The organism is Massilia varians, from assembly GCF_027923905.1.
GTDB lineage: Bacteria > Pseudomonadota > Gammaproteobacteria > Burkholderiales > Burkholderiaceae_D > Telluria > Telluria varians_B.
Genome location: NZ_AP026966.1, coordinates 230,174 through 254,031 on the forward strand (window position 1 = coordinate 230,174; position 23,858 = coordinate 254,031).

25 protein-coding genes and 1 pseudogene are annotated in these 23,858 nt (G+C 67.1%); 9 read left to right on the forward strand and 17 right to left on the reverse strand.

Annotated elements, in window-relative coordinates; translation table 11 throughout:
* The 5 genes and pseudogenes from MasN3_RS01035 to MasN3_RS01060 form a co-directional block, all read right to left on the reverse strand.
* Complete coding sequence (locus MasN3_RS01035; protein ID WP_209589938.1) at positions 1-267, reverse strand: HP0495 family protein; 267 nt, start codon at positions 265-267, stop codon at positions 1-3.
* Positions 268-417: 150 nt separating this feature from the next.
* Positions 418-2,433: pseudogene (locus MasN3_RS25160) on the reverse strand (DUF6600 domain-containing protein).
* 121 nt (positions 2,434-2,554) lie between these two features.
* Positions 2,555-3,205, reverse strand: a complete 651-nt coding sequence (locus MasN3_RS01050; protein ID WP_281911543.1) for a LysE family transporter — start codon at positions 3,203-3,205, stop codon at positions 2,555-2,557.
* Positions 3,206-3,307: 102 nt separating this feature from the next.
* Positions 3,308-3,592: an HU family DNA-binding protein gene (locus MasN3_RS01055; protein WP_027864703.1), complete on the reverse strand. Its 285-nt coding sequence runs from the start codon at positions 3,590-3,592 to the stop codon at positions 3,308-3,310.
* Between the two features lie 88 nt (positions 3,593-3,680).
* Positions 3,681-3,902, reverse strand: a complete 222-nt coding sequence (locus MasN3_RS01060; RefSeq protein WP_281911548.1) for a BrnA antitoxin family protein — start codon at positions 3,900-3,902, stop codon at positions 3,681-3,683.
* A gap of 198 nt (positions 3,903-4,100) precedes the next feature.
* Here MasN3_RS01060 and MasN3_RS01065 point away from each other — a divergent pair, with 198 nt between their 5' ends.
* The 3 genes from MasN3_RS01065 to MasN3_RS01075 all read left to right on the forward strand — a co-directional run bounded on the left by MasN3_RS01065 (position 4,101) and on the right by MasN3_RS01075 (position 8,313).
* Positions 4,101-5,039, forward strand: a complete 939-nt coding sequence (locus tag MasN3_RS01065; RefSeq protein WP_281911550.1) for a DUF808 domain-containing protein — start codon at positions 4,101-4,103, stop codon at positions 5,037-5,039.
* Positions 5,040-5,379: 340 nt separating this feature from the next.
* A complete protein-coding gene (locus tag MasN3_RS01070) occupies positions 5,380-6,045 on the forward strand; it encodes a TonB-dependent receptor (protein WP_281911553.1) in 666 nt (221 codons plus the stop codon).
* 207 nt (positions 6,046-6,252) lie between these two features.
* Positions 6,253-8,313, forward strand: coding sequence for a hypothetical protein (locus MasN3_RS01075; protein ID WP_281911555.1), 2,061 nt, complete (start codon positions 6,253-6,255; stop codon positions 8,311-8,313).
* A gap of 142 nt (positions 8,314-8,455) precedes the next feature.
* On the opposite strand, the gene MasN3_RS01080 is transcribed toward MasN3_RS01075, so the two are convergent.
* Positions 8,456-8,929 (reverse strand): hypothetical protein, encoded by a 474-nt coding sequence (locus tag MasN3_RS01080; protein ID WP_281911556.1) that lies wholly within the window; start codon positions 8,927-8,929, stop codon positions 8,456-8,458.
* Positions 8,930-8,982: 53 nt separating this feature from the next.
* Here MasN3_RS01080 and MasN3_RS01085 point away from each other — a divergent pair, with 53 nt between their 5' ends.
* From MasN3_RS01085 to MasN3_RS01095, 3 genes are read left to right on the forward strand one after another with little or no spacing between them, the layout of a single operon-like run.
* Positions 8,983-10,281, forward strand: coding sequence for an SDR family oxidoreductase (locus MasN3_RS01085; RefSeq protein ID WP_281911557.1), 1,299 nt, complete (start codon positions 8,983-8,985; stop codon positions 10,279-10,281).
* Positions 10,282-10,746 (forward strand): DUF2269 family protein, encoded by a 465-nt coding sequence (locus MasN3_RS01090; protein ID WP_281911559.1) that lies wholly within the window; start codon positions 10,282-10,284, stop codon positions 10,744-10,746.
* A 23-nt stretch (positions 10,747-10,769) separates the two neighbouring features.
* Complete coding sequence (locus tag MasN3_RS01095) at positions 10,770-11,798, forward strand: zinc-dependent alcohol dehydrogenase family protein (protein WP_281911561.1); 1,029 nt, start codon at positions 10,770-10,772, stop codon at positions 11,796-11,798.
* On the opposite strand, the gene MasN3_RS01100 is transcribed toward MasN3_RS01095, so the two are convergent.
* The 5 genes from MasN3_RS01100 to MasN3_RS01120 form a co-directional block, all read right to left on the reverse strand.
* Positions 11,792-12,565 (reverse strand): glutaminyl-peptide cyclotransferase, encoded by a 774-nt coding sequence (locus MasN3_RS01100; RefSeq protein WP_281911563.1) that lies wholly within the window; start codon positions 12,563-12,565, stop codon positions 11,792-11,794. The genes MasN3_RS01095 and MasN3_RS01100 overlap by 7 nt on opposite strands.
* A 156-nt stretch (positions 12,566-12,721) precedes the next feature.
* On the reverse strand, positions 12,722-13,405 hold the full coding sequence (locus MasN3_RS01105) for an SOS response-associated peptidase (protein WP_281911565.1): 684 nt from the start codon (positions 13,403-13,405) through the stop codon (positions 12,722-12,724).
* 24 nt (positions 13,406-13,429) lie between these two features.
* A complete protein-coding gene (locus MasN3_RS01110) occupies positions 13,430-13,873 on the reverse strand; it encodes a DUF6644 family protein (protein ID WP_281911566.1) in 444 nt (147 codons plus the stop codon).
* A complete protein-coding gene (locus MasN3_RS01115) occupies positions 13,873-14,211 on the reverse strand; it encodes a DUF6152 family protein (protein ID WP_281911567.1) in 339 nt (112 codons plus the stop codon). The genes MasN3_RS01110 and MasN3_RS01115 overlap by 1 nt, the downstream gene beginning before the upstream one ends.
* Before the next feature lie 29 nt (positions 14,212-14,240).
* Positions 14,241-14,819, reverse strand: coding sequence for a histidine phosphatase family protein (locus tag MasN3_RS01120; RefSeq protein WP_281911569.1), 579 nt, complete (start codon positions 14,817-14,819; stop codon positions 14,241-14,243).
* Positions 14,820-14,957: 138 nt separating this feature from the next.
* Between MasN3_RS01120 and MasN3_RS01125 the strand changes: the two genes are divergently transcribed.
* A complete protein-coding gene (locus MasN3_RS01125) occupies positions 14,958-15,617 on the forward strand; it encodes a DUF6624 domain-containing protein (RefSeq protein WP_281911571.1) in 660 nt (219 codons plus the stop codon).
* Here MasN3_RS01125 and nfsB read toward each other — a convergent pair.
* Both nfsB and MasN3_RS01135 read right to left on the reverse strand, forming a co-directional pair.
* Positions 15,604-16,257 (reverse strand): oxygen-insensitive NAD(P)H nitroreductase, encoded by a 654-nt coding sequence (gene nfsB / locus MasN3_RS01130; RefSeq protein ID WP_281911572.1) that lies wholly within the window; start codon positions 16,255-16,257, stop codon positions 15,604-15,606. The genes MasN3_RS01125 and nfsB overlap by 14 nt on opposite strands.
* Before the next feature lie 22 nt (positions 16,258-16,279).
* Positions 16,280-17,287, reverse strand: coding sequence for a zinc-binding alcohol dehydrogenase family protein (locus MasN3_RS01135; protein WP_281911573.1), 1,008 nt, complete (start codon positions 17,285-17,287; stop codon positions 16,280-16,282).
* Positions 17,288-17,389: 102 nt separating this feature from the next.
* Between MasN3_RS01135 and MasN3_RS01140 the strand changes: the two genes are divergently transcribed.
* Positions 17,390-18,295, forward strand: a complete 906-nt coding sequence (locus MasN3_RS01140) for a LysR family transcriptional regulator (protein ID WP_281911574.1) — start codon at positions 17,390-17,392, stop codon at positions 18,293-18,295.
* Here MasN3_RS01140 and MasN3_RS01145 read toward each other — a convergent pair.
* Entirely contained in the window at positions 18,292-19,353 is a 1,062-nt protein-coding gene (locus MasN3_RS01145) for an NAD(P)H-dependent flavin oxidoreductase (RefSeq protein ID WP_281911576.1), read from the reverse strand. The two genes, MasN3_RS01140 and MasN3_RS01145, sit on opposite strands and share 4 nt — an antisense overlap.
* Positions 19,354-19,403: 50 nt before the next feature.
* Entirely contained in the window at positions 19,404-20,021 is a 618-nt protein-coding gene (locus MasN3_RS01150) for a LysE/ArgO family amino acid transporter (RefSeq protein WP_281911577.1), read from the reverse strand.
* Positions 20,022-20,115: 94 nt separating this feature from the next.
* Here MasN3_RS01150 and MasN3_RS01155 point away from each other — a divergent pair, with 94 nt between their 5' ends.
* Entirely contained in the window at positions 20,116-21,006 is an 891-nt protein-coding gene (locus MasN3_RS01155; RefSeq protein ID WP_281911579.1) for a LysR family transcriptional regulator ArgP, read from the forward strand.
* Here the strand turns inward: MasN3_RS01155 and MasN3_RS01160 are convergent.
* Together MasN3_RS01160 and MasN3_RS01165 are read right to left on the reverse strand one after the other, a co-directional pair.
* Positions 21,003-21,500 (reverse strand): hypothetical protein, encoded by a 498-nt coding sequence (locus MasN3_RS01160; protein WP_281911582.1) that lies wholly within the window; start codon positions 21,498-21,500, stop codon positions 21,003-21,005. The two genes, MasN3_RS01155 and MasN3_RS01160, sit on opposite strands and share 4 nt — an antisense overlap.
* An 86-nt stretch (positions 21,501-21,586) precedes the next feature.
* A complete protein-coding gene (locus MasN3_RS01165; RefSeq protein WP_281911583.1) occupies positions 21,587-23,845 on the reverse strand; it encodes a PhoX family protein in 2,259 nt (752 codons plus the stop codon).
* Between the last annotated feature and the right edge of the window lie 13 nt (positions 23,846-23,858).

Genomic DNA, 23,858 nt, shown 5'->3' on the forward strand with positions numbered 1-23,858 from the left:
TCAAAGGACCATTTTCACCATATGGTGCGAGGACAGGGCACGGTAGACGTCGTCCAGCATCTCGCGGCTGGTGGCACGTACGGTGACGGTCAGACCAGTGTAGTTGCCCTTGGATGATGGACGGCTTTGCATCTTGCCAGCATGAAAAGTCGGATCCAGTTGCGTAATCACTTCGACGATTGTCGAAGCGAAATCGACATGCGTCGCGCCCATCACCTTGATCGGGAAGTCGCTCGGGTATTCGATGAGGGATTCTTTCTGGTCCATGGTATTTGTCCTGTGCAAAGCGGCATTGTAGCCAATCCCATATGGCGCTGCAGCGGCGAAATAAAAGGCCGGCGCTGTGGCCGGCCTGAACTATTTCTTTGGAATGGGAAGAATAGCGGGACATGGGGTCGCTCGGAGCGCCCCCTCGCGTCAACGCTCCCTTTCGTGGGGCCGGCCATGGTCCAAGGTCTCGGACCGCTGTTCCAGCCTGGCGCGCGCCGGCGGCGCCGCGGGCGGGGCCGCCATCGGCGCAGGCGGCGGGGCCATCACGCGCGCCGGTGGGGGAGCAAGCGCCTGTGGCGGCGGCATGCTGGGCGCGGCCGGCTGCGGCATCGCCATCGGCTGGGGACGCTCGCGGCGGCCCTCGAATCGCTCGCCGCGGTCCCAGCGCTCGGCGCGTTCGGGCCGCTCGGCGCGTTCGGGACGTTCGCGGCGCTCATCGTCGCGTCCGCGTCCCCACTGCGGACGGGCCGGTTCCTGCACCACCGCCGGCGCAGGCGCAGGCGCAGTCGTGATCGCACCCGGCTGAAACGGCTGCTGGCCCGGCGTCGCCGCCACCGGCGGACGCGGCGCCGGGTTGGTCGTCAGCACCGGCGGACGCTGGCCGCGTTCGGCGCGGTCCCGGCCCCAGCCATCGCGGTCGAGCCGGTCCGGAATGCCGTCGCCGTCGCGGTCACGCAATCCCTGGCTACGCTCGACACGCTGGCGCATGCCGTCGGCGTCACGGTCGGCACGGTCGCGGATGCCGCCCGGCCGGCTGTCGACCCGGTTCGGAATGCCGTCACCGTCGCGATCCCGGTCGACGCGGTCGGGAATGCCGTCGCGGTCGCTGTCGCGGCGGGCCGCCCGCTCGCGCCAGGCCAGCGGCGCCGGCGGCGCGGCGCCCGGACCGCCCGGGATGACGCCCGGCAGGGTGGCGCGCGGCGCGTCCGGCACCACGACCTGGCCGCGCTGGCCGAAGTTCGCATGCGGGACCACGGTCAGGCCGCGCTGGCGGTAGTCGGGCACACCGTCGCGGTTGCGGTCGCGGTCGCGGCGGCCCGGTCCGTCGCCACGGTCGTTGCGGTCGCGCCAGCCCCAGCTGTTGAGGCGGCGCAGGCGCTCGTCCGACAGGCGGTAATGCGGCACATAGTGGTCGCGCGGGCCGAGCGGGTACCAGCCGGTGGCGGGGCGCGAACCGTGCTGGTGGAAGCTCGCGCTCCAGCCGCTGCCGCCGACCCAGCCGACCAGCGCCGGCGCCCAGATCGGACGGCGGCCATAGTGTTCCTTGCGGCCCGGGGCCCAGGCCCAGCGGTTCCTGACCTGCACCCAGCGGCCGTAATGGAAGGGCGCATAGCCCCAGGGCGCATTGTCGACCTAGGTCCAGCCCCAGGGAGCGATCCAGCTCCAGCGGCCGTCGCGGTAGGGCACCCAGCTGGCGGTGACCGACGGGATCCACAGCGGACCGTACTCGAGGTCGTCCTGCCAGATGCCGTAGCGGTCCAGCTCTTCATAGCCGGTCATCTCGGTGGTGACGTACTGCGCCGAACGCGCACCATCGAGCTCCCGGTCGCGCGCCAATGCCCAGTCGTCGAAAGCGTCGCGCTGCGCCTGCAGGGTGCGCACGTCGTCGTCGCGCAGCTCGGCGCTGCGGCCGGCGCGGATCGTCAGGCTGGCGCCGCCGCCCTCGACCTGGGCTTCGCCGTCGAACACGCTGACCACGCTGGTATCGCGCACGCGCTCGGCATCCACGCGCAGGCGGCCGGGCCGGAGCATGCGCACGCGGCCCTGGGGCGTGCTCAGTTCGAATTCCGGCAGCACGTCCTCGCTCAGGATGCGGATGCTGGCGCTGCCGTAGTGCAGGCGCAGGCGCAGGCTGTCGTCGTCCAGTTCGGTCACTTCGAGCGAGCTGTCGCCGTCGATGCGGATCGCGGTCGAGCCGATCCGCACTTCGGTGCGCCCGTTCACCTGGGTGGTGATCAGGTTGCGGCTGGTGACCGGCCAGTTGACCAGGGCATCCTGGGCGGACTCGCCCACGTCGCCGCTGATGCTGACCTTGCCCTGGGCGAGCGAAACGCGGCCGACGCGGCCGGGCGGCTCGGTCTCCAGCGTGCCCTGCGCCAGGGCGGCAGTGGATAGAGCCGTGAGCGCGAGCATCACGGCGGTACGGGCGAATCGCTTGTTCATGGGGGCTCCGCTAGGTGGACGAAGAACGGCTACCTGATTACAACGCACGACCGCGTGCGGGGAATACGTAACTTACAGAAAGTTGCAACTGCCGTGTAACGGACACAGCAGGATACATGGCTCAAGCGCGGCGGCCTGGCTCGACCAGGAACAACAGGGTGCCCATGACGACCAGCACGGCGCCGAAGATGCGGTTCTGGAGCTTCACGGCGCGCACGTCGCGCAGGAAGCGCTGCATCATCGATGCCATGCCGGCATAGCCGTGCATGACGATCGAATCGATGGTCACCATGGTCACACCAAGGATGGCCAGTTGCGGCAGCAGGGGCGCTTTCTGGTTGATGAACTGGGGCAGCACCGCGACCATGAAGATGATGCCCTTGGGGTTGGTGGCATTGGTGAGAAAGCCGGTCATCACGCGCTTGCCGAAGCCCGGGTGGGCGGGCAGGCCGGCACTGCCGAGCGCGCCGGCATCGGCGGCCGGCGCCGCCGGCGCGCGCCACTGTGCAATGCCCAGGTAAATCAGGTACAGCGCGCCGACGATCTTCACGGCGGTGAAGGCCACCGAGGAGGCCAGCAGCAGCGACCCCACCCCGGCGCCGGCGATCACCAGCACCAGGATCAGGCCGAGCTGCAGGCCGAGCACGGTGGCGCTGGCTTTCTTCAGGCCGTAGGCGAGGCCGTGCGACATCGACAGCACCGCGCCGGAACCGGGCGAAATGGCGATCAGGGAACCGGCGATGACGAAGGCGATCCAGGTAGCGAAGCTCATGCTGCTAGGGGAAAAGGAAGGGAAAGGGGAGGAGGGTAATGCGAAACGGGCCAGCGCGCGCGTCCGGATCAACCGGAGCGCGGCGCAAGGCCAGGGTACTGCTTACTTCTTCTTTGGGTTGACGGCTGCTTTCAGCGTCGCACCGGCAGCGAAGCGCGGGGTCTTCGATGCTGCGATCTTGATGACATCGCCGGTTGCCGGGTTGCGGCCCTTGCGTGCAGCGCGCTTGGTGACCGAGAAGGTGCCGAAGCCGGTGATGCCGACCGTGTCACCCTTCTTCAGGCGCTCGGTGATGATCTCGATGATCGTGTTGACGGCGGTGTTGGCAGCCGCGCCGGACATCTCGGTGCGCTTCGCGAATTCCGCGATCAGTTCGCCTTTTTTCATAAGTCCCTCCGGGGTTAAAAGAGCGGGAAGATTAGCACAAAAGAATTGCTCTATGTAATCCCGTCCGGAGGCAAACCCTGATGGAGACTCAGGCCAGGCCGTTTTCGACGCCCGACGCCGCCAGGCGGTGACGCAGCGCGGCGTTGATCAGGGTCTGGTAGCCGGTGCCGCAGCGTTCCGACAGGTTGCGGAATTCGTTCAGGACTTCGTCGTCAAGGTAGATCGTGATGCGGGTCTTGCGTTTCGGCGGACGGGCACGGCGCACTGGTGCCGCGATCTTTGCTGCTGGCAGGGTCGATTCGGTATTCATGGCATCTCCTTCGGTGGCGAGGCTGCAGTACCGCAGCCAACAGCCTGCACTATACGTACGCGGTTTTGCGGGCGCCCGGCAAAAGCGACGAGATGCAGATTTACGCGACTGAAATGCATAAAGCCGCGCTGAACCGTGTGACCGGCTTTACGGGCTCGGGTAAGATGTGGTGAACTTGACATGATTGGAGTATGAACAATGGCTGCAGGCAGTTTGCTGGCGTTACTAGACGATATCGCGACGATCCTCGACGACGTCGCGGCGATGAGCAAGGTGGCGGCAAAGAAGACCGCCGGCGTGCTGGGCGACGACCTGGCGCTCAACGCCCAGCAGGTCACCGGCGTCAAAGCCGAGCGCGAATTGCCGGTGGTGTGGGCGGTGGCCAAAGGCTCGTTCAAGAACAAGGCGATCCTGGTGCCGGCGGCACTGGCGATTTCCGCCTTCGTGCCCTGGCTGATCACCCCGCTCTTGGTGATCGGCGGCGCCTTCCTGTGCTACGAAGGTTTCGAGAAGATCGCGCACAAGTTCCTGCACAGTAAGGAAGAAGACGAGCAGCGCCGTGCCGAGCTCGCCGCTGCCGTGGCCAACCCGGCGGTGGACATGTGTGCGATGGAGAAGGAAAAGATCAAGGGCGCGGTGCGTACCGACTTCATCCTGTCGGCAGAGATCATCGTGATCGCCCTCGGCACCGTGGAGAACGCGCCGTTCAGCCAGCAGGTGCTGGTGCTGACCGCCATCGCGCTGGCGATGACGGCCGGCGTGTACGGCCTGGTCGCCGCCATCGTCAAGATGGACGATGCCGGCCTGGCCCTGAGCCAGAAGGCCAGCGGCCTGGCACGCGGCATCGGCAAGCTGCTGCTGGCCTCGGCGCCGAAGCTGATGAAATTCCTGTCGATCGCCGGCACCGCGGCCATGTTCATGGTCGGCGGCGGCATCATCGCCCACGCCTGGGAGCCGCTGCACCACTTCGCCGAAGGCGCGGCGCAGGTAACGGCCGGCGTGCCGGGCATCGGCGGCGTACTGGCGGCGATCACCCCGACCATCGTCGACGCGCTGGCCGGCGTCGTGCTCGGCGCCATCGTGCTGGGGGTCGTGACGGTCGTGCAGCGCATGCGCGGCAAGAAAGCCGCCCACTAAGCACCAGGGCGCATCTCGGACAGTCTACTGGGCTGTCCGGGCCGATCTTCTCTTCCCTGTGGCCTCCCCGGCCAGCCACCCCACATACACGGGCGGGAGGCTGCGCTGCGCCCTGTCGCTTCCCTGCATCAAAGCGCACGCACGGCGCATGATATTTACAGAACATGCTACATACATAGACAACTTCTTGACGAATAGTCAGCATGGATACTCCACCAACAAGTCATTCGCAGTAGCAATATACCTACGGCGACTGATACAACAATATCTATAACCAGGAGCATCTATGCGTTTCTCATCCGGACGCTGTCAGCTTAGCGTCGCCGCAATTGCAGTGGGTATGTTGATTTCCTCTGTCGCCGTCGCACAGAGTTCCGAAGGCTCGATTTATGGCCGCGGCAAGCCCGGTGACAAGGTCACGATCACCAGCATCGAGAACGGCGCGACGCGCCAGATCACCGTCGATGCGAACGGCACCTATACCGCCGCCAAGCTCCAGCCGGGCTCTTACCGCGTCGAAGGCGGCGGCCTCACCCGCGACGTGAACGTCGCGATCGGTTCCGGTACCGCGGTCGACCTGGCGGCCGACAATGTCTCGCGCGTGGTCGTGAAGGGCGTGCGCAGCGTGATCGACGTGTCGAGCGTGGAATCGAACACGGTGTTCACCGCCGAACAGATGGCCGCGCTTCCGGTCGGGCGCGACGCGAACTCGTTCGCACTGCTCGCCCCTGGCGTGATCAAGGGCGACGCCGACCGAGGCGCCGGCGGCCTGCCGTCGTTCGGCGGCTCATCGGTTGCAGAGAACGGCTACTACATCAACGGCTTCGACGTCACCAACATCCGCAACTTCCTGTCCTATGCCGACCTGCCGTTCGACGCGGTCGGGGCGCAACAGGTCAAGTCGGGCGGCTACGGCGCCGAATTCGGCCGTTCGCTGGGCGGCGTGGTGAGCCTGGTGACCAAGCGCGGCACCAACACCTGGAAGGGCGGCGCAGCGGTGTACTAGGAACCGCAGGGACTGCGTTCGAAAGGCAGGAACATTCCTGACCTGAACCATCCGGGCGCCAACAACTACATTTCCTTCCGCAAGGCGCGCCAGGAGACCGACCTGTCCTTCAACGTCTACGGCGGCGGCCCGATCATCCAGGACAAGCTGTTCGTCTTCGGCCTCGTCGAGGGGCGCCACGACCGCACCGACACATTCTCGGAAGCGATGAGCAGCCGCACCACCTCGCGCAAGCCGAACGGCATGATCAAGGTCGACTTCATGCCGACCGACGCGCACCGCCTGGAGCTGACCGCGATCTCGAACGAGCGGGAAGAAGAGATCCTCGACTACAACCGCGACATCGTCACCCGCCCCAACCAGAAGAACCTGACCTACCACCTGGGCGAACCGGCGATCAGCAAGGTCACCTCGGGCGGCGAGATCCTGATCGGCAAGTACACCGGCTACCTGACCGACAACCTGACCGTGTCCGCCCTGGTCGGCGCGGTGAACGACCAGGTCGCCCATACCGTCGGCGCGCGCAACGCGGGCCAGGATTGCCCGGTCGTGCTCGACGTCGACCAGACCGAGATCGGCTGCTGGGCGATGCCGTTCCCGGGCGCGCCGGTGCGCGACGCGAAGGCACGTCCGACCGATGAAGACAAGCGCCGCGCCTTCCGCTTCGACGTCGACTATTCGCTCGGCAGCCACACGCTGCGCGCCGGTGTCGACCACCAGAAGTTCACCTCGTATGCGGGCGGCCAGTCGTCGTACTCGGGCGGCTACTACTGGCGCTATTTCGTCTCCCCGAACGGCACCGTCAACGGCGTGCCGAACGTCGTCGCGCCGGGCGGCCAATACGTGCGCCGCCGCGAGTCGGTGACCACCGGCGGCAGCTTCGAGGTCGAGAACAGCGCCTACTACGAGGAAGACAACTGGAAACTCACCCAGAACGTCCTGCTGTACGGGGGCCTGCGCTCGGAATCCTTCGACAACAAGAACGGCGACGGCGTCAGCTTCGCCAAGGCCGACCACCTGCTGGCGCCACGCCTGGGCTTCGCGTGGGACGTGCAGGGCGATGCGACGCTCAAGGTATATGCCAACGCCGGCCGCTACTACATCCCGATCGCGTCGAACACCAACATCCGCGCTACCCAGGGCGAACTGTTCGAGCAGCGCTTCTACACCTTCACCGGCCGCGATCCGCGTACCCAGGGTCCGGTGGGCGTGAGCGCCAACGACTTCGGCGTGCCGCAGATCGTCGGTGACGGCTCGCTGCCGCACCCGGCGACCATCGCGGACACCAAGCTCAAGCCGATGTCGCAGGACGAATTCATCCTCGGTTTCCAGAAGGCGCTGGCCAGCGGCTGGAGCATGGGCGTGAAGGCAAGCCACCGCAAGGTCCAGAACGGCATGGACGACTTCTGCTCGCACATGGGCTTCGAGCGCTGGGCGGCCGATAACGGCCACAAGAACTTCGACTCCAGCACGATGGCGCAATGCATCCTGCTCAACCCGGGCAACGACGTCAACCTGCAGATGGACCTCAACAACGACGGCAAGCTGACGGAAGTGGTCGTTCCGGCCAAGTACCTCGGCCTGGAGCGGTACACCCGCAACTACTCCTCGCTCGAGTTCACCGCGGAGCGTCCGTTCAACGGCACCTGGGGCGTGGCCGCCTCGTACACCCTGTCCAAAGTCAAGGGTACGGCCGAGGGCTATGTGAACTCGGTCATCAACCAGGAGGATGCCGGTATATCGCAAGACTTCGACTTCGCGTCGCTGACCCACGGCTCGCACGGCTACCTGTCCAACGACCGCCGCCATATGTTCAAGATGTACGGCAACTATGCCCTCACCAGCGAACTGCGCCTGGGCTTCAACGCCGTGCTGTCGTCGGGTCGTCCGGTCAGCTGCATCGGCTTCGTGCCGGAGTCGGCAGACGACTACGCCGACGCGGCCAACTACACCACCGCGTCGTCGTACTACTGCCTGAAGTCGGGCGGCACGTCCACGCTGGTGCCGCGCGGTACCGCGGGCCGTACCCCATGGACCGGCTCGCTCGACCTGCAACTGGCCTACATGCCGCGTATCGGCCAGGGCAAGCTCACCCTCCAGGCTGACGTGTTCAACGTGTTCAACAGCCAGAAAGCGGTCGAGTTCGACGAGCGCCGCGACTATTCGCGCGACACCGTCGGCGAGGGCAAGCTGAACCTGAACTACATGCAGCCGACCTCGTTCCAGATCCCGCGTTCGGTCCGCGTGACCGCACGTTACGAGTTCTGACGCCTCTCGGATAGGGGAATCGGGGGCCGCCTTCGGGCGGCCCTTTTTGTTTCAGGAAGAACGTCGCGTCCAGAAAGCCGATGAGCTCATGTGCTATTAACGCAAAGACATAGGGCGGCACGTTTTTCGCGCCTGCTCTAGACTACTTGCGGCGCATTAGCGCGGCGCCCGCGGCCAGGCCCAGCGCAAAGCCGGCATACACGACGGCCAGCGACGGCTTGGACAGGTGCTTTTCGTAGCCGGGGCGGAAGCGCTTGGGCGTCAGCTTGTAGTCGGCGAAGCAGGCGAAGGCCGAGGTGGCCGCCGCCGCCGTCAGCATGCCGACCGGCGTATTGCGGTCGAGATACTTGCCGGCGAAGCGTTCGAACAGGATCGACCAGAAGGTGGCGCTGGCGTGATGGATCAGGTAGCCCGGCACGGTATAGCGCATCGAAGGTCCGCTGTGGCGCGCCGCCTTGTCGCCATAGATCCAGTGGCTGACCGCATTGGTGGGGGCGAAGGCGCTGCCGGCTTCCTTCTTGCCGAGGGCCGCCAGCGCCACCGTCGACAGGATGCTGGAGGTGGCGCCACCGATGAGGCCGCGCTGTAGTACCGAGTTCCAGGTGTGCGTTTGCATATGGTCCTCTTGCCTGATGGCTCGAACTTTGAATTGCGTGAAAGGAAGCATGGATGCGGATCTTGCTGACGGGAGCCAGCGGTTTCATCGGACAACACCTGTTGCAGGCATTGCTGGCCGAAGGCCACCACGTCGTCTGCGCGGTGCGCCGGCCCAAGACCAGTACCGAACCGCGCCTCGCCTACATCCATGCGGACTTCGCCCAAGATACCGATAAATCCGTCTGGCTGGCGCGCATGCATCAACTGGGCGGCGTCGACGTGGTGATCAACACCGTCGGTATCTTCCGCGAAAGCGGCAGCCAGACTTTCGCGCGCCTGCATACCGACGCCCCGCGCGCCCTGTTCGCCGCCTGCGCCGAATCGCACGAGGTGCAGATGGTGATCCAGCTCTCGGCCCTGGGAGCCGACCGTGGCGCCGACACCCGCTACCACCTGTCCAAGAAGGCGGCGGACGACTACCTGGCCGCGCTTCCCATCCGCGCCTACATCGTGCAGCCCTCGCTGGTATACGGCAGCGAGGGCACCAGCGCCAAGGTATTCCGCACCCTGGCCAGCATGCCGCTCACGGTGCGCTTCGGCAATGCGCCCCAGCTGGTGCAGCCGATCCACGTCGACGACCTGGTGGCGGCCATCGCCGGCCTGCTCAAGCATCGCCTGCCGCTGCCGCCAGGCAACGGCACGGCCCTGCGCGTGCCCCTGGTCGGACCGCAGGCGATGCCGTTCACCGACTATCTGCAGGCGCTGCGGACCAGCATGGGGATGGGACGCCAGCCGGTATTGCCGCTGCCCGGCGCGCTGGCGCGCCTGATGGCGAAGTTCGGACGCGTGCTGCCGGGCGGACTGCTCGACGAGGAGGCGCTGCGCATGCTCGACCGCGGCAATGCCGGCGACGTGTCGATGACTACCCAGCTGCTCGGCCACCCGCCGCGCCCGGTGCAGGACTTCATCCGCCATCCCGGCGCCGAGCGCACCCAGGCCAAGCTGGGCTGGCTGCTGCCGGTCCTGCGCCTGTCCATTGTGGCGGTCTGGATCGTCACCGCCATCGTCTCCTATGGCCTGTACCCGGTCGCGGCCAGCTACGAGCTGCTGGCCCGTACCGGCATTCCGCCCGCCCTGCAGCCCCTGATGCTGTACGGCGCCGCCACCTTCGACCTGTTGCTGGGCTTAGGGCTCCTGCTGCTGGCGCGGCGCCGCTGGTTGTGGCTGGCGCAGCTCGGCCTGATCGGCTTCTATACCGTCGTCATCGCCATCAAGCTGCCGGAATTCCTGCTGCATCCCTACGGGCCGCTCACCAAGAACCTGCCCATGCTGGCGGCCATCTGGCTGCTCTACGAACTGGAGGAAAGATAAATGGACTACGTCGTGGTCAAGTGGCTGCACATCCTGTCGTCCACCTTCCTGTTCGGCACCGGCATCGGCTCGGCCTGGTACATGCTGTTCGCCAACGTCAGCCGCGACGTGCGCGCGATCGCCGTGGTGGCCAAATACGTGGTGATCGCCGACTGGCTGTTCACGGCCACCACCGCGGTCGCGCAGCCGCTGACCGGCTTCTACCTGATCCACCTGGCCGGCTACCCGCTGCACAGCAAGTGGATCATGTGGTCGATCGCCTTGTACGTGCTGGCCGGTGCCTGCTGGCTGCCGGTGGTGTGGCTGCAGATCCGCATGCGCGACATCGCCCAGGAAGCGGCGCGCACGGGCACCGAACTCACGCCGCAGTACTGGCGCTATTTCCGCATCTGGGTCACGCTCGGCGTGCCGGCCTTCATCGCCTTCGTGGTGATTTTCTGGCTGATGGTGGCCAAGCCGATGTGACCTTTCATTCTCAGGAGACCCCCATGAAGGCATACCAGATTCTCCCCGGCGCAAACATCGAGGCGCTGCAGTGCATCGACTACCCCGACCGCGATCTCGGCCACGGCGAAGTGCGCATCCGCGTGCATGCGGTGTCGCTGAACTACCGCGACCTGATGGTCGCCAGCGGCAACTACCTGGTTACCGTGGACGATCCCATCATCCCCTGTTCGGACGGCGCCGGCGAAGTGCTGGAAGTGGGGCCGGGCGTCACGCGCGTGCAGGTCGGCGACCGGGTGGCCGGTTCCTTCTTCCCCTACTGGCAGGACGGCATGACCTCGCCGGAAAAGATCCGCCATGCCCTGGGCGGCGACATCGACGGCATGCTGGCCGAGGAAGTGGTGCTGCACCAGGATGCGCTGGCGAAGATCCCGGCCTCCCTGAGCTTCATCGAGGCCGCCACCATGCCTTGCGCCGGCGTCACCGCGTGGAATGCGATCTTCGTGTCCAGCAACGGGCTCAAGCCGGGCGACACCGCGCTGTTCCTGGGGACCGGCGGCGTCTCGGTACTGGGCATGCAGCTGGCCAAGGCGGCCGGCCTGCGCACCATCATCACCTCCTCGAGCGACGAGAAGCTGCAGCGCGCCCGCCATCTCGGTGCCCACCACACGATCAACTATGGGGCGATCCCCGAATGGCACGAGGAAGTGCTGGCCATGACCCAGGGCCGGGGCGCCAACGTGGTGCTGGAAGTCGGCGGCAAGGGCACGGTGAACCGCTCGGTGTCGGCGGCGGCGATGGGCGGGACGGTGGCGATCATCGGCGGCGTCAGCGGCTTCGGCGGCGAGGTGAACCCGGCTTCGCTGCTGGCCACCGCCAAGCGCATGGTCGGCATCTTCGTGGGCAGCCGCGCGATGCTGGAAGACGTGATGCGCTTTGCCGACGTCACCGGCATGAAGCCGGTGATCGACCGCGTGTTCCCGTTCGCGCGGGCCCAGGAAGCCTACCGCTACATGGAATCAGGCTCGCACTTCGGCAAGGTGGTCATCGACGTGACCAGCCAGGATCACTGACGCTTCTGCGGCACCAGTTCGATCTCGTACAGCCTGGGCCACAGCTTGCCGGTGACGAACAGGCGCTTGCCCTTGGCGTCCCAGGCGATGCCGTTCAGGACCGCGTCGGGGTCGGCGGTGCCGCGCTGCGCGGGCGGCAGCAGGCCTTCGAGGTTGATCACGCCCTTGACCTTGCCGCTGCCAGGGTCGATGCGCAGGATCAGGTCGCTGCCCCAGACGTTCGAGAACAGCTCGCCCTCGACCATCTCGAGCTCGTTCAGCTGGGCGATCGGCGTGCCCTGGTGCGTCACCTGGATGCGCCGCAGTTCCTTCATGCTCTTCGGTTCCAGGACGCGGATGAAGGAGCTGCCGTCGCTCATGTAGACCGCCTTGGCGTCGCTGGCCAGGCCCCAGCCTTCGCCGGCATACTTGAAGGTCTGCTTCAGCTTGAAGGTCTTCATGTCGAACACGTAGCCGACCTGCGAGGTCCAGGTGAGGGCAAGGATGCTGTTGCCGACCGGGGTCGAACCTTCGCCGAAGACATCGGCAGGCATGTCGGCCTGTTGCAGCACCTTGCCGCTCTTGAGCTCCACCTTGCGCAGCGAGGAGCTGCCGTTGCGGCCCGTCGTCTCGTACAGGTGGCCGTCGCGGAAGAACAGCCCCTGGGTGAAGGCCTTGGGATCGTGCGGATAGGTGTTCTTGACGACGAAGCCGTAGACCGGGACGGCTGCCTGGGCCGGGACGGCAATGGCGGCGGCGAGAGCGAAGGTGGCGAGTGGTTTCAGCATGGTACAGAAACTGTACCATGATCGTAGGGTGGGCGGCTTGCAACCCGGGCCACTGGCCCGGGTTACCCCATGCGGTGATAGTTCGCTGCGAGATCATCCGGCACGACAACGGAGCCGTTAGCGATCACCGCGTGGGCGGGAGACCCGCCCACCCTACTAAAACAAGGACAGGTTCGGCGACGGCTCGGGGGTTTTCCTGACCGTCTGCGGCGCCTCCCAGGTCTTCATGCGCTCCGCCGGATAGTGGCGCAGAAAGCTGCGCGCCGTCTCGACGTCGCGGCAGGCCAGCCAGTCCTCGAGTTCCTCCGGCCCGAGCACGACCAGCGAGCGCTTCTCGTCGCCCGGCTTGTGCATGCGCGACATCAGGGGGTGCTCGTCGGCGTTGATCGTGATCTGCGTGAAGGAGGACTCGATCCGGCCGTCGGCCTCGGTCCATTCGCGCCACAGGCCGGCGACAAAGAAGGGGCGGTCGTCGTGCATGCCGATCGCATGGCGCAGCGCACGGCCGCTTTCGTAGCAGGGCTCGTAGAACCAGGTCATCGGCACCGCGCACAGCTGCAGGCGGCGCCAGCTCGATGCGAACGAACGCCGCTCGCCCAGCGATTCGGCGCGCGCATTCATGGTGTCGAAAGGCTTGACGCCGGGCGGGATGTGGCGGCGCGGCACCATGCCGTAGCTGGCCAGGCAGACCGCGGGACTGCCGTCGCGGCCGCGGCGCACGATCGGCGCGCTGTAGTCCTTCCAGACTTCGTCGGGCCAGCGCCAGTCGGCCGGCAGCTCGCTGAAGGCGCCCAGCGTGCCGAACTGTTCACGGGTGGGGGTATGGTAGTTGACGCACATGATCCATCCAGCATAGTGCAAGTGCTAGAAATAGGCCAGCAGACGCCCGCAGGCGATCACGCCGAACCACAGGCCGAGCGAGAGCAGGGCGTGCAGCATGGCGCGCCGGGGCGCGCGCTCCGGCCAGGCGTCGGCCTGGCGGTAAGGTCCGGCATGGAAGGCGAGCGCATTCAGGCCGGCCAGCACCATCAGGCCGAGCTTGAGCAGGAATACCCGGTTGGCCAGCAGCGCCAGCGGATCGGCCACGAACAGCAGCAGGCCGGTGGGAACGACCAGCAGCATGCTGCCGGCCGACCACGGCAGCAGGTGGCGCGCCAGGGCCGTGACCGGCAGCTGGCGGCCGCAGCCGAGCACACGCAGGTCGAACATCGCCACCGCGCCCACCAGCACCGCGAAACCGATGATGTGCAGCGTCTCAACGCCTGGATACAGCCAGGCGCTTTCGCGCAAGGCCTGCGCCAGCGGCATCAGCGCAGTTCCGTGGTCTTGTCCTTGATGGTGATGCGTTCGGCGCGCAGCTCGCTCGCATGGCTGCGGTGTGGATAGCCATAGACCGTGGCCTGGCCACCCACCGCCAGGTTTTCCTTGGGCAGCCCGCGGTTTTCCATCCGTCCCGGCGGCGCCAGCACCACCAGCCAGGTCTTGTCGGCGGTTTTCAGGCGCACGAAGCCGTGCGGCTGCATGTACCCGGACTCCTCGATCGTGCCGGACAGGGTGAGCGGCTTGTCGGCATTGTATTCGCTCCAGCCGTGGTGGGCGGAAGCGGTGGTAGCTACCAGTGCAGCGAGTAAAAACCAGCGTTTCATGGTCAGTCTCCCGTCAAGGAAAAGGCAAATTATTGTACGCCCAGATCTGATGAACCCAGCCTCCCGACCACGTCCAGCCGGTCCGGTCCAGGCCGTGCCACCACGATCTCTCCCTGCGCCACATACTCGTTCACCAGCGCACGGATGTTGACGTCATGCGTGACCAGCACCAGGTTGGCCTTGTTTCCACGCCATGCGTCGGTTTTGTCCAGCACTTCGCGGACCTTGGCGCGTGCCTCGGCCTCGCTGTCGCGGAACATGGAATCGAGCATCGGCGCTTGTTCCACCCGGCCGAAGGCCAGGCGGGCGGTGTCGAGGCAGCGGCACCAGCGGCTCGACAGCACCGGGCCGAGCGGGATGCCGCGCCTGCGGAAGGCTTCGCCGAGCGCGCGCGCCTCGCGCTTTCCCCGGTCCGACAGGTTGCGCTGGGTGCTGCACACGGCCAGCCGGAAGCCGGGCGGATCGCCGATGCCGGGATGGGTGGCGGCATGGCGGATCAGCAGCACGTAGCTGCCGTCCTGCAGGCGCTGCCACAGGTCGCGGTCGGCCGCGGCCAGGCGGCCGCTGGCCAGCAGGGCAGGTATTGCCAGGAAGCGTCGTCGCAGCATGCTTGTCCCCTCGGATCGGCTGGGGGCATTATCCTGCCCCAGCACATGGACGAGCGCACGGCTGCGGGGTAAGCTGACTGACATGGACGGTAGCGGGGCGTCCCGCTACACTGGATCGACGATGAACTGGAGAACACGATGCGCCTGACTGCCACCCTGCTCGCCGCCTGCCTGGCCTTGCCGCTGTCGGCTCTTGCCGAAGAGTCCTGCGACGGTCTTGCCGACGACCTCGCGGTCATGAAGGAGGCCGGCCAGGCACTGCGCAAGCGCATCGACTACCTCGACCCCGAGAGCCCCGTTCAGCAGAAGCTGATGCGGCACATCGAGCTGGTCGATCGCGTCAACACCGGGCGCCTGAAGGACCTGGTGATGCATTGCGGATGGCCCTCGACAGCGACGCATGGCGCGCGGGCGGCGGCGGACGCCTGGCTGCTGGTCGAGCATGCGGAGCGCGACCGCGCTTTCCAGAAGCAGATGCTGGTCCTGGTCGAGCGGGCGGCCGGCGCGAACGGCGAAGGCCTGAACCGGCCCTTCGCCTACCTCGACGACCGCATCGCGGTGGCGGAAAAGCGTCCCCAGCGCTACGGGACACAGCTGTCGGCGCGCGGGGACGATCACTGCGCGCTCGAGTTCGCGCCCTTCGATAACCGGGAGCAGGTCGAGGCGCGTCGCGCGCAGCTCGGCCTGCCTCCCCTGGACACCTACAGACGCATGGTGCTGGACATGCAGAAATGTCCAGGCCTGCTACCGGTTCCCCCAGTTCACTACGTAGGCTCGCAGCCGCTTACACGAAAGTGAAGGTCAGCTCTTCCGGCAGGCGCGACTTCGGCAGGCCGGCATTGAAGTCGGCGCCGGAACGGTAGCCGAAGCTGGCCAGCACCACGCTGGCCAGGCCCTGTTCGTGCAGGCCGAATTCCTCGTCCAGGATCTTCTGGTCGAAGCCTTCCATCGGCGTGGCGTCGATGCCGAGCGAGGCCGCGCCCAGCAGGGCGGTGCCCAGCGCCAGGTAGACCTGCTTTTCCAGCCACTGCGGCAGGTCGCGGGTGGTGTAGCGGTGGGTGCGCACGTAGCTGCGCCGGCCGGCATCCTGGCCCGCACGGGCGGCATCGTCGCGGAAGCGCCCGTCGCGCGCTTCCTGCGCCAGCAGGCGCTCCAGGTGGGCGTCGTCCATGTCGATGCGCGAGCAGAACACGATCACGTGCGACGCATCGAGGATTTTCGACGCGTTGTAGCCATAGCCGCCCTGCGCCGCCTTGGCCACGCGCGCCTTGCCCTCGGGGGTATTGGCGACGATGAAGTGCCAGGGCTGCGAGTTCACCGACGAAGGGCTGTGGCGCAGCAGGCTGTAGACCTGCTGCATGAGTTCCTCGGGGACGCGGCGTTCGCTGTCGTAGGCCTTGGCGGTGTGGCGCTTGCGCGCTGCTGCGAGAATATCCATCTTGTTGACTTCCTTTACTGACTTAACAATGTTCGAGCACGATCTTGCCGACCGCGCGGCCGCTCTCGATCAGGGCGTGCGCGCGGCGCAGGTTCTCCGCCGAGATGCTGCCGTAATGCTCGCCGAGCGTGGTGCGCAGGCTGCCCTCGTCGACCATCTGGGCGACCAGGTTCAGGAGCTTGTGCTGCTTGATCATGTCGTCCGTCTCGAACATCGAGCGCGTGAACATCAGCTCCCAGTGCAGCGAGATCGACTTGCGCTTGAGCGGCACGGCGTCCAGGCTGGCCGGGTCGTCGATCAGCGCGAACTGCCCCTGCGGCGCCAGCACGTCGACGATGGCGGGATAGTGCTTGTCGGTGTGCGTCAGGCTGATGACGATGTCCGCCGCCGGGAATCCCAGCGCTTCGAGCTGCGGACGCAGCGGCTGCGCGTGATCGATGACGTGGTGGGCGCCGAGCTCGCGCACCCAGTTGCGGGTTTCCTCGCGCGAGGCGGTGCCGATCACGGTGAGCGCGGTGAGCTTGCGTGCCAACTGTAACAGGATCGAGCCGACTCCGCCGGCGGCGCCAATGACCAGCAGCGACTTCCCGCTACCGCCGCCCTCGGCGATACGGAGCCGGTCGAACAGCAGTTCCCAGGCCGTGATCGCGGTCAGCGGCAGGGCGGCCGCCTGGGCGAAGTCCAGGGACGCCGGCTTGCGCCCGACGATGCGCTCGTCCACCGCCTGATACTCGCTGTTGGAACCGGGGCGCAGCAGCGAGCCGGCATAGAACACTTCGTCGCCTTCCTTGAACAGGGTGACGGCGCTGCCGACGCCGCGCACGATGCCGCTCGCGTCCCAGCCCAGCACGCGCGGTTCGGTGACCGGGGCGCCCAAGCGGATCTTGGTGTCGACCGGATTGACCGAGACCGCGCGCACTTCCACCAGCAGGTCGTGCGGACCGGCCAGCGGCATCGGCAGCTCGACATCCTGCAGGGATTGGGGGTCACTGATGGGCAAGCCGTGCTGGGTATACACTACTGCTTTCATGTTGAATCTCCGGTAAGTTTTACATTCAATGACGATTCTATGCAGGAGCCCGGCAATGAAAAACCCGGCTGGAGCGATTTCACTTTCTCAGCTGGAGAGAAAATGATCAGGCTGGATGATCTGGCGCTGTTCGTCCGTTCCGCTGCCCTGGGCAGCTTTTCGAAGGCCGCGCGCGAAGTCGATCTGCTGCCCGGGCAGGCCAGCGCGGCGATCGGGCGCCTGGAGCGCGAGCTCGACATCCGATTGTTCGCGCGCTCGACCCGCAGTCTACGCCTGACCGAGGAAGGCAAGCGCTACCTGCCCTTCGCGCAGGACGCGCTGGATGCCTTGCGCGAGGGCTACGAGGGCATCCGGGGCGACGCCGACTGCCTGACCGGCACCCTGCAGATCGCGGCGCCTTCCGACTTCGGGCGCAACCTGCTGCTGCCCTGGATCTCGGAATTTCGCCGCGCCCATCCGGGGCTCGACATCCAGCTCCTGGTGTCCGACCAGGTGGCGGATGTGTTCCGCGACCCGGTCGACATCGCCCTGCGCTACGGGCAGATCATTGATGCCAGCTACGTCGCCCTGCCGGTCGCGCCCGGCAACCGCCGGGTGCTGGTGGCCTCGCCGGCCTACCTCGCCCGGCATGGGCGCCCGGCCTCGCTCGACGCGCTGGCCGATCACAACTGCCTGCAATACCGGCTGCGCGGCCGCACCTACGACCGCTGGTCCTTTCCGGCGGCGGAGGGCGCGCGGCTGGTGCCGGTAGCAGGGCGCCTGGTGAGCGACGATGCCGAGGTGGTGCGGCGCTGGGCGCTGGCCGGCGAGGGCATCGCCTACAAATCCTGGCTCGACGTCAGCCAGGACGTGGCGCAGGGGCGGCTGGAGGTGTTGTTGCCGGAGCTGCCGGGCGAACCCACGCCGTTGAACCTGGTCTGCCCGCACCGCAGGCAATTCTCGCCCGCGGTGAAACTGCTGCACGCTCTGGTCGAGGAGCGCTGCCGGTCATTGGCGCGTGAAACCTAAACGGCTTTGTCCAGCTCCGCCGCCAGTGTGGCGACCAGTTCGCCCGCCGGCATGGCGCGCGCCTGGGCGAAGTTGACGCCGCCCCAGTTGACCGAATAATCCTGGCTGCCCTTGCTGGACGCAGCCGCATGCAGGGCCTTGGCGGCGTCGTAGGCGATCGGATAATTCGGCAGCGGAGGATGGCCGTCCGCGCCGACTTCCAGGAACAGCCTGTTGACGATGCCGCGTGCCGGCCGTCCGGAGATCACGGCCGTGAGTTCGGTCTGCAGGCTTCCTCCTTTCGTGATCAGCGCGCGGTGGTGCGGCGGGGCCGAGGACTCGGGACAGGCGATGAAGGCGCTGCCCATCTGGACCGCGCTGGCGCCGTGATGCAAGGCGGTGCGGATCTGTCTACCGTCCATGATGCCGCCGGCCGCGACCAGCGGCAGCGTCACCTTGTCGCGCAACTGTTCCAGCAGCTCGAAGGTGGGCAAGGCCGGATCGGGCGCGGAAGGATCGAAGATGCCGCGGTGACCGCCCGCCTCGATGCCCTGGGCGACGATCACGTCGATGCCGGCGGCCTCGATGCGTTGCGCCTCTTCCAGCGAGGTCGCGGTGGTGAACAGGGTGATGCCGGCGCCTTTCAGCGCGTCGATCCAGTCCTGCGGCGGCAGGCCGAAGTGGAAGCTGACCACGGCCGGGCGTGTTTCCAGCAGCAGCTCGAGCATCGCCTCGTCGGCCAGGAAGCTGCGGTAGATCTCGGACAGCGCGGCGGGTGGCTCGGCGCCGAACTGCGCGAAGTGCGGGCGCAGCCAGGCGAGCCAGGCGGCTTCGCGCGCCGGATCGGCCTGGGCCGGCGCATGGGTGAACACGTTGGCGTTGAAGGGGCGGCCGGTCCGCTCGCGCACCGCCGCGATGGCGGCGCGCGCCGCCTGCACGGTCGAGGTGCCCAGGGCGATCGAGCCGAGCCCGCCCGCTTCCGAGACGGCGGCGGCCAGCGCCGGGGTGGAGACGCCCGCCATGGGGGCCTGGATGATGGGGTAGCGGATGTCCAGCTTCGACAGCAGGTCGTGGCGCATGATTGCGGCTCCGTCAAGGTGACATCATGAGTATAGCGAGCGCCGCGCGTTCACGCTCCGCGTACCAGCAACCAGGCCAGCACCAGCATCAGCGTGCCGGTCAGGGCTTCGATCGCCCGCCACACCGAGGGACGGCCGAGCACCGTCGCGAAACGCCGGGCGCCCAGGCCGAGCGCCGAAAACCACAGCACCGAGGCCGTCATCGCACCGAGCGCAAAGGACAGGCGCGCCTCGCCCGCCAGGCTGCTGCCGACCGCGCCCAGCAGCACCACGGTATCGAGGTAGACGTGCGGGTTGAGCAGGGACAGCGCCAGCACGGTGGCCAGGGCGCGGCCCAAGGTCTGGGCCTTCTCGTCCGGCGACGCCGCAAGCGACGCGCCGCCGCGCAGGCTGCTCTTCCAACAGCGCCAGCCATACCAGACCAGGAAGGCCGCGCCGCCGTAGCGCGCCACCGCCATCGAGGTGGGCGAGGCTTCCACCAGCGCGCCCAGGCCCGCGATGCCGAGCCCGATCAGCAGCACGTCGACCGCGATGCAGGCGGCCACCGTCGCCAGCACGTGCTGGCCGCGCACGCCGGTACGGATCACGTGCGCGTTCTGCGCGCCGATCGCCATGATCAGGCTGGCCCCCAGGCCCAGCCCCTGCAGGAAAACCTGTTGGGAAAACATGATGCACCTCGATGAAAACCGCCATGTTTGCTTACCCAACAGCAAAATTCAAATATATTCATGTTTTCTAAACTTAGTTAAGCAAAACTGATCCATGCAGATCGATCCCCGCCGCAGCGCGGCCTTCATCGCCGCCGTCGATACCGGCAGCCTGGAAGCGGCGGCCGTGCAGCTGTCGCTCAGTCCCTCGGCCGTCTCGCAGCGCATCTCGGCGCTGGAGCAGGATTTCGGCACGCCGCTGCTGGTGCGCAGCCGGCCCTGCCGGCCGACCGGGCCGGGCACGCGCCTGCTGCAGTACCTGCGCCGTTCCACCCTGCTGGAATCGGAATTCCTGGCCGAGATGGGCATGGACGACGGGCCGGCCCGGGTGGCGATCGCGGTCAACAACGACACCCTGGCCACCTGGCTGCTGCCGGTGCTGGCGCCGATCCTGGCGCAGGAAGCACTGCTGGTGGAATTCGTGCTCGACAACCAGGGCCATACCTTCGCGCTCCTGGCGCAGGGTCGCGTGGTGGCCTGCGTGGCGGGCGAGGCGATGCCGATGCACGGCTGCAGCGTGAGTCCGCTGGGCCAGATGCGCTACCGGATGGTGGCGTCGAAGGACTTCGCGCGCCGGTGGTTCGCCGACGGTTTCAACCGCGAGACGGCGCGGCGCGCGCCGGTGGTGGTGTTCGACCGCAAGGATTCGCTGCAGTCGGCCTTCCTGCTGAAGCATTTCGGCCTGCCCGAGGGTTCCTACCCGTTCCACTACGTGCCGGCCAGCGACCCTTTCGTGGCGGCGATCCGGATCGGCATGGGCTACGGCATGCTGCCGCTGGAGCAGTGCGGCGCCATGCTGGAGGACGGCAGCCTGGTGGACCTGGCGCCCGCGCTGCACGTGGACGTGCCGCTGTACTGGCACGCCTGGCGCGTCCAGCCGCCCCGGCTCGAGCGCATGGGAGCGGCACTGGTCAAGGCCGCGCGCGCGGTGCTGCTGCCGGCTTAGGACGCGTGCACGAGCTTGAGGCCCGGCCGGTTGCCGCGCCGGGCGCTGCGCGAGGGCGCCACCGGCCACCATTGCGCCACGCCCCACAGCAGTTCCGGCACCAGGAACAGCCAGACCAGCGGCAGCCCGCCCTGGGCCAGCGCCCACAGCATCCAGGTCGCGAACAGGAAGCGCCCGGCGCCGTCGTAGCGCCCCAGCGCCAGGCTCGGTTCCAGCAGGCGCCGCACGGACCACAGCAGCACCAGGCTGCCCATCAGGCAGGTGATCAGGATGTGGAGCTGCGCGAAAGGCGGCAGCGCCGCGCCGCCCATCGACAGATTGAGCCGGTCCAGCTGCGGGTACAGCAGCTGGAAGCTCCAGGGCGTGGCGAACGGCGCGACGACGAGGACATCGAACAGGGCGCTGGCGCGCGTGATGCGGAGATAGGTGGACAGCGTGACGGTCGGCATGGCGTGCTCCTGCGGCGTGGAATGGCGCATCCACGATGCTGGCATGCCTGGCGCTCACAGTCCTTGCGATGGACGAAAAAAAGGCTGGACGCTTGCGCGTCCAGCCCCAAAGGATGGAGAAGCTGCCTGGCTCAGGTGCCGATCCTGCCGCCGTCGTTCTTGGTGATCACGATGGTCGCCGAGCGCGGACGCTTGCCGGCGCCGTAGCCGGCGTTCGCCGGCCACTGGCTGGTGTACTTGCTCGGGTCGGCGATGCTGCTTGCGGCCGTGGTCTCGCCCGGGTGCTGGATGTTCACGAACAGCGCCTTGCCGTCCGGGGTCTCGGCGATGCCGGTGATCTCCGAACCGACCGGGCCGACCAGGAAGCGCTTGAGCGTGTCCGTGGTGGCGGCCAGGCCGACGTAGGTGTCCACGCTCAGGGTGCTGCCGTTGGCGCGCGGATAGTTCAAGGTGACCTTCTTGCCGTCGCCCACGCGGCCCGGCACGCCGGCCAGCATCATGCAGTTGGTGACGTCGGTGTAGGCGCCGTCGTCGGTCTGGATCCAGCAGATGCCGGTGGAGGCGCTGAAGGCCAGGCCGTCCGGGCTCGAGAAGTCCTGGTCGGCGGTGAGGCCCGACAGGTTCACGGTTCCCGCCGGCGCACCAGACTCGGCGCCAAACAGGTAGACGTCCCAGGTAAAACCGGTCGCCGTGGAACCCGCGCTGCCTTCCTTGACGCGGATGATGTGGCCGTTCGGGTTGCCCACCTGCGCGCTCGTGCCCTTCATGTCGGTGTAGACGCGCGGATTGACGGCGTCCGGCGCGGCCTGGCTCGCGCTGCTCGGCTCGACGCGGCGGTTGCTGTTGTTGGTCAGCGTGAAGTAGATCTCGCCGGTGCCCGGATGCACCGAGCACCATTCCGGGCGATCCATCTTGGTCGCGCCCACGGCATCGCCGGCTAATCTAGCATTCACCAGCACGTCGGCCTGGTCGGCGAACTTGTAGCCGGCGTAGGCGGCGATGGCCGGATTGCTGATCGACAGTTCGATCCACTGGCCGCTGCCATCGGCGGCAAACTTGGCCACGTACAGCTTGCCGCTGTCGAGGTACTTGTCGCCGGTGGCAATGCGGTCGGCCGCGGTGGCATCGGACGCGCTCCACACTGCGTTCGAGACGAACTTGAAGATGTACTCGTTGCGCGAATCGTCGCCCATGTACACGGCCAGCGGCTGGCCGGCGACCGGCTTGCCGAACACGGCGCTCTCGTGGGCGAAGCGGCCCAGCGCGGTGCGCTTCTTGATCGACTTGGTCTTGTCGTAGGCATCCATCTCGACGATGTAGCCCATGCCGTTCATCTCGTTGCGGTAGTCGTCGCTGCCGTCGCTCGACGCCCCGCTCTTGCTGATGTTCCAGCGCTGGTACTTGTCATCGAGACCGCCGGTTTCCCAGCCGTGGCGCGAGCTGGCGCCCTGGCTGCGGCCGTAGCGGTTGAGCGAGACCACGCTCTTGTCGGCGCGCGCGGCATCGTCGCCGGCGGCGCGGGTGAAGTAGCCGGCCCAGTTCTCCTCGCCCGACAGGTAGGTGTTCCAGGGCGTCTTGCCGGTGCCGCAGTTGTTCAGGGTGCCGCGGATTTTCGTGCCGTTGGTCGAGTATTTGGTCACCACCAGCGCGTTGCCGCGCACCGGGCCCGAGATCTCGACCTCGGTCTGCTGGTGCACGCGGCGGTTGAACGACGAATCCTTCTGGTAGGCCCACTTGCCGCCGCTCTGGCGCACTTCGACCACGGACAGGCCGTGCAGCGCCATTTCCTTGTCCACCTCAAGCGCCGGGCGCGGCAGGGTCATGGTGCCGCCGTTCGCGTGCACGAAGAACGAGGACAGCTTTTCGTCGGTGGTGGCTTCATGGTTCATCGCCAGCAGGCCGCGGTCGCTCACGCTGGTGGAAGCGCCACCGGTGGCGGACAGCGGGAAAAATTCCATGCCGTCGTGGTGGTCGCCGGCGCGGTTTTCGAAGTCGCCGTCGGTGCCGTCGTTCTTGTAGGCGGCGGTATTCGCAGTCAATGGATCACCCAGCGCATACAGGACGCTGGCGGTATAGCCGGCCGGGACCACGACCGTATCGGCCAGGCTCTTGGAGACGGCGCCGAAGGCGAGCAGCTTTTCGGTCGGGGGCGGATTGGACGTGACCGGCGGCGTGGGGGCGGTGACGACGTCGTTGTCGGAGCCGCCGCATCCGCTCAGTCCGATGGCGCCCAGCAGGGCGGAGGCAGCCGTCGCGGCGCCGCCGCGCAGCAGGCTGCGGCGGCTCAGGCGGGCTTCGAGCACGGTGCTGAAGTGTTCGTTCGACGAAACGTTCGTATCGATGTCGTCATGGTCGACAGGGATGCGGGCGAGGTCGGTCGGCTTGTTCACGGTGGATCCTGTT

Excerpts from the sequence above, each read along its gene's own strand:
- MasN3_RS01055 (WP_027864703.1), bottom strand. The coding sequence starts at position 3,592 with ATGAAAAAAGGCGAACTGATCGCGGAATTCGCGAAGCGCACCGAGATG.
- MasN3_RS01065 (WP_281911550.1), top strand. The coding sequence starts at position 4,101 with ATGGCTGCAGGCAGTTTGCTGGCGTTACTAGACGATATCGCGACGATC.
- MasN3_RS01100 (WP_281911563.1), bottom strand. The coding sequence starts at position 12,565 with ATGCTGAAACCACTCGCCACCTTCGCTCTCGCCGCCGCCATTGCCGTC.
- MasN3_RS01150 (WP_281911577.1), bottom strand. The coding sequence starts at position 20,021 with ATGTTTTCCCAACAGGTTTTCCTGCAGGGGCTGGGCCTGGGGGCCAGC.
- MasN3_RS01160 (WP_281911582.1), bottom strand. The coding sequence starts at position 21,500 with ATGCCAGCATCGTGGATGCGCCATTCCACGCCGCAGGAGCACGCCATG.
- MasN3_RS01140 (WP_281911574.1), top strand. The coding sequence starts at position 17,390 with ATGATCAGGCTGGATGATCTGGCGCTGTTCGTCCGTTCCGCTGCCCTG.
- MasN3_RS01035 (WP_209589938.1), bottom strand. The coding sequence starts at position 267 with ATGGACCAGAAAGAATCCCTCATCGAATACCCGAGCGACTTCCCGATC.
- MasN3_RS01075 (WP_281911555.1), top strand. The coding sequence starts at position 6,253 with ATGAGCAGCCGCACCACCTCGCGCAAGCCGAACGGCATGATCAAGGTC.
- MasN3_RS01120 (WP_281911569.1), bottom strand. The coding sequence starts at position 14,819 with ATGCTGCGACGACGCTTCCTGGCAATACCTGCCCTGCTGGCCAGCGGC.
- MasN3_RS01135 (WP_281911573.1), bottom strand. The coding sequence starts at position 17,287 with ATGAAAGCAGTAGTGTATACCCAGCACGGCTTGCCCATCAGTGACCCC.
- MasN3_RS01090 (WP_281911559.1), top strand. The coding sequence starts at position 10,282 with ATGGACTACGTCGTGGTCAAGTGGCTGCACATCCTGTCGTCCACCTTC.
- MasN3_RS01085 (WP_281911557.1), top strand. The coding sequence starts at position 8,983 with ATGCGGATCTTGCTGACGGGAGCCAGCGGTTTCATCGGACAACACCTG.
- MasN3_RS01060 (WP_281911548.1), bottom strand. The coding sequence starts at position 3,902 with ATGAATACCGAATCGACCCTGCCAGCAGCAAAGATCGCGGCACCAGTG.
- MasN3_RS01095 (WP_281911561.1), top strand. The coding sequence starts at position 10,770 with ATGAAGGCATACCAGATTCTCCCCGGCGCAAACATCGAGGCGCTGCAG.
- MasN3_RS01110 (WP_281911566.1), bottom strand. The coding sequence starts at position 13,873 with ATGCCGCTGGCGCAGGCCTTGCGCGAAAGCGCCTGGCTGTATCCAGGC.
- MasN3_RS01080 (WP_281911556.1), bottom strand. The coding sequence starts at position 8,929 with ATGCAAACGCACACCTGGAACTCGGTACTACAGCGCGGCCTCATCGGT.
- MasN3_RS01145 (WP_281911576.1), bottom strand. The coding sequence starts at position 19,353 with ATGCGCCACGACCTGCTGTCGAAGCTGGACATCCGCTACCCCATCATC.
- MasN3_RS01115 (WP_281911567.1), bottom strand. The coding sequence starts at position 14,211 with ATGAAACGCTGGTTTTTACTCGCTGCACTGGTAGCTACCACCGCTTCC.
- MasN3_RS01105 (WP_281911565.1), bottom strand. The coding sequence starts at position 13,405 with ATGTGCGTCAACTACCATACCCCCACCCGTGAACAGTTCGGCACGCTG.
- MasN3_RS01070 (WP_281911553.1), top strand. The coding sequence starts at position 5,380 with ATGTTGATTTCCTCTGTCGCCGTCGCACAGAGTTCCGAAGGCTCGATT.
- nfsB (WP_281911572.1), bottom strand. The coding sequence starts at position 16,257 with ATGGATATTCTCGCAGCAGCGCGCAAGCGCCACACCGCCAAGGCCTAC.
- MasN3_RS01050 (WP_281911543.1), bottom strand. The coding sequence starts at position 3,205 with ATGAGCTTCGCTACCTGGATCGCCTTCGTCATCGCCGGTTCCCTGATC.
- MasN3_RS01125 (WP_281911571.1), top strand. The coding sequence starts at position 14,958 with ATGCGCCTGACTGCCACCCTGCTCGCCGCCTGCCTGGCCTTGCCGCTG.
- MasN3_RS01155 (WP_281911579.1), top strand. The coding sequence starts at position 20,116 with ATGCAGATCGATCCCCGCCGCAGCGCGGCCTTCATCGCCGCCGTCGAT.